The 3,179-nt window shown below is 67.1% G+C and carries 3 protein-coding genes; all 3 read right to left on the bottom strand.

The features are described from left to right. Window positions 1-96: 96 nt before the first annotated feature. Genes pcaF through ABE459_RS25775 form a run of 3 tightly spaced genes read right to left on the bottom strand, consistent with a single transcriptional unit; the run spans window position 97 to window position 2,935 of the window. The gene (gene pcaF, locus ABE459_RS25785) at window positions 97-1,302 is read right to left on the bottom strand and encodes a 3-oxoadipyl-CoA thiolase (protein ID WP_189654558.1); all 1,206 of its coding nucleotides are present in this window, start codon (window positions 1,300-1,302) and stop codon (window positions 97-99) included. Then, on the bottom strand, window positions 1,299-2,078 hold the full coding sequence (locus ABE459_RS25780; protein WP_125857564.1) for a CoA-transferase subunit beta: 780 nt from the start codon (window positions 2,076-2,078) through the stop codon (window positions 1,299-1,301). Before ABE459_RS25780 ends, pcaF begins: the two co-directional genes overlap by 4 nt. Then, window positions 2,075-2,935: a CoA transferase subunit A gene (locus ABE459_RS25775; protein WP_125462761.1), complete on the bottom strand. Its 861-nt coding sequence runs from the start codon at window positions 2,933-2,935 to the stop codon at window positions 2,075-2,077. The genes ABE459_RS25780 and ABE459_RS25775 overlap by 4 nt, the downstream gene beginning before the upstream one ends. Window positions 2,936-3,179: the final 244 nt, after the last annotated feature.

The raw sequence follows: 3,179 nt of genomic DNA, 5'->3' as shown, positions 1-3,179 counted from the left end.
TGCGCCCCTTTTTATTTATTTTCCCAATATTGGCGGGTGCTGCACCCCCCCACAACCCCCCCCCCCCCCCGCTCCTACAGGAGGGCGCAAGTAACCTCAAACCCTTTCGATGGCCAACGCCAACCCCTGCCCCACACCCACACACATAGTCGCCAGGCCTTTACGCCCGCCAGTCTTCTCCAACTGGTGCAACGCCGTCAGCACCAGCCGCGCGCCACTCATGCCCAGCGGGTGGCCGAGGGCGATGGCGCCGCCATTGGGGTTCACCTGCGGCGCATCATCCGCCACACCCAGTTCGCGCAGCACCGCCAGGCCCTGGCTGGCGAAGGCTTCGTTGAGCTCGATGACGTCGAAGTCGGCCACGGCCACACCCAGGCGCTCGGTCAGCTTGCGCACCGCCGGCACCGGGCCGATGCCCATCACCCGTGGCGCCACACCGGCGCTGGCCATGCCCAGCACCCGGGCACGTGGGGTCAGGCCGTGCTTCTTAACGGCTTCGGCCGAGGCCAGGATCAGCGCGGCGGCACCGTCGTTGACGCCCGAGGCATTGCCGGCGGTGACGGTCTTGTCCGGGCCATTGACCGGCTTGAGCCGGGTCAGCGCCTCGAGCGTGGTGTCCGGGCGCAGGTGCTCGTCATGCTCGACCAGGGTCTCGCCCTTTTTATGGGCAATGCGCACCGGCACGATCTCTTCGGCGAAGAAGCCGGCGGCCTGTGCAGCACCCGCCTTCTGCTGGCTGCGCAGGGCGAAGGCGTCCTGGTCGGCGCGTGAAACCTGATAATCGTCGGCGACGTTGTCGGCCGTCTCGGGCATGGCATCTACGCCGTACTGGGCTTTCATCAGCGGGTTGATGAAGCGCCAGCCGATGGTGGTGTCTTCCAGCTTCATGTTGCGCGAGTAACCGCTCTCGGCCTTGCCCATGACGAACGGCGCACGCGACATCGACTCGACGCCGCCGGCGATGGCCAGCTCCATCTCGCCGCTGGCGATGGCGCGGAAGGCGGTGCCGATGGCATCCATGCCGGAAGCGCACAGGCGGTTGAGGGTCACGCCCGGCACGCTCTGTGGCAAGCCGGCCAGCAACAGGGCCATGCGTGCGACGTTGCGGTTGTCTTCACCGGCCTGGTTGGCACAGCCGAAGAACACTTCGTCGAGCTGGTCCCACTGCACGCTCGGGTTACGCTCGATCAGCGCCTTGAGCGGCACCGCCGCCAGGTCATCGGCGCGCACGCCGGCCAGGGCGCCGCCAAAACGGCCGATGGGGGTGCGGATGGCGTCACAGATGAATACGTCACGCATCAGGCTTCTCCTGCCACTTGCCCATGGGCGGCGGCGGTGCGGGCTTCGAGGTCGCGCAGCGCGGTCAGCTCGAGCTCGCTCGGCGCCGCGGTCTCCTGGGCGTTGTCGGCAAAGCGGATCGCCCAGCCGGTGGCGTTGATGATCTGCTCGCGGGTCACGCCCGGGTGAATCGAGGTCACGACAAACTCGTGGGTGCCGGCTTCCGGCTCCATGATGCACAGGTCGGTGATGATGCCGACCGGCCCTTCGCCCGGCAGGCCCAGGCGCTTGCGCGAGTCGCCGCCTTCGCCGTGGCCGACCGAGGTGATGAAGTCGAGCTTGTCGACGAACGCCCGTGGCGACTGCTTGAGGATGATCAGCACCTGCTTGGCGGAACCGGCGATCTCCGGCGCACCGCCGGCACCCGGCAGGCGGGTTTTTGGCGCGTGGTAGTCACCCACCACGGTGGTGTTGATGTTGCCGAAGCGGTCGACCTGGGCAGCGCCGAGGAAGCCCACGTCGATACGCCCGCCCTGCAGCCAGTAGCGGAAAATTTCGCCGGTCGGCACCACGGTGTCGGCGGTTTCCGCCAGTTCACCGTCACCGATCGACAGTGGCAGCACGCTGGGCTTGGCACCGATCGGGCCAGACTCGTAGATCAGCACCACGTCGGGCGACGAGGTCAGGCGCGCCAGGTTGGCGGCCTTGGACGGCAGGCCGATGCCGACGAAGCAGACAGCACCGTTGCGCAGGCGCCGGGCGGCGGCGACGGTCATCATTTCGGAAGTGGAGTAGCTCATTGCGCGGCCTCCGCGGTGCTGGCCAGCTTGGCCTTGAATTCGGTGAAGTCGGTGGTGCCACGGATGTAAGTGTCGATCCAGGCGCTGAAGGTTTCGCGGTTGCGGGCGATCGGGTCCCAGGCCTGGTAGAAGCGGTTGTCGCGTTCGTAGTAACCGTGGGCATAGGACGGGTGGGCGCCGCCCGGTACCAGGCACACCGCGCTCAAGGCCCAGGTCGGCAACACGCAGGCGTTCATCGGTGCGTTGAGGTCATCGACGATCTCTTCGACGGTGACGATGCAGCGCTTGGCCGCCAGGGCCGCTTCCTTCTGCACGCCCAGGATGCCCCACAGCAGCACGTTGCCCTTGCGGTCGGCCTTTTGCGCGTGGATCACGGTGACGTCCGGGCGTACCGACGGCACGGCGGCGAGCACTTCGCCGGTGAACGGGCAAGTGACACTCTTGATCAACGGGTTGACCTTGGGCAGGTCGGAGCCGGCGTAGGCGCGCAGCACTGCGAACGGCAGGCCGGAAGCGCCGGCGACATAGGCGTTGGCCAGGTCGGCGTGGCTGTGTTCTTCGATCTCGATGGCATGCGGCCACTGCTTTTCCACCGCATCGCGCAGGCGGTGCAGCGAACCCACCCCCGGGTTGCCGCCCCAGGAGAAGATCAACTTGCGCGCGCAGCCGGCACCGATCAGCTGGTCGTAGATCAGGTCCGGGGTCATGCGCACCAGGGTCAGGTCGCGCTTGCCCTGGCGGATGATCTCGTGACCGGCGGCGGTCGGGATCAGGTGGGTGAAGCCTTCGAGGGCGACGCTGTCGCCATCCTGGATGAACTGCTTCACGGCATCGTGAAGCGAGAGGATTGCTGCCATTGGAGACTCCTGGTCAGGACGAGCCGGGTCGGTGAGCAGCGGGCCCATGCGTCGCTGCGATGGGCCCAGATTAAGGAGACTGGCGGGGCGGTTACAATCCGATAATCGCACTTTCGTGCGATTATCGAACCATTTGTTATCCTGCTATTCATCTACGCCAGGCCTGCCCCTCCCCGGTGGGAGGCGGGGGGGCGGGGGTTGGGGCGGGGCGGGGGGTGCCGCTGTCGGGCCGGGAGGCCTAGGC

This window comes from Pseudomonas sp. TWI923 (assembly GCF_039673365.1).
GTDB classification, from domain to species: domain Bacteria; phylum Pseudomonadota; class Gammaproteobacteria; order Pseudomonadales; family Pseudomonadaceae; genus Aquipseudomonas; species Aquipseudomonas sichuanensis.
Note: the sequence above shows the minus strand (reverse complement) of the source record. Positions and strands in the feature narration are given on the sequence as shown.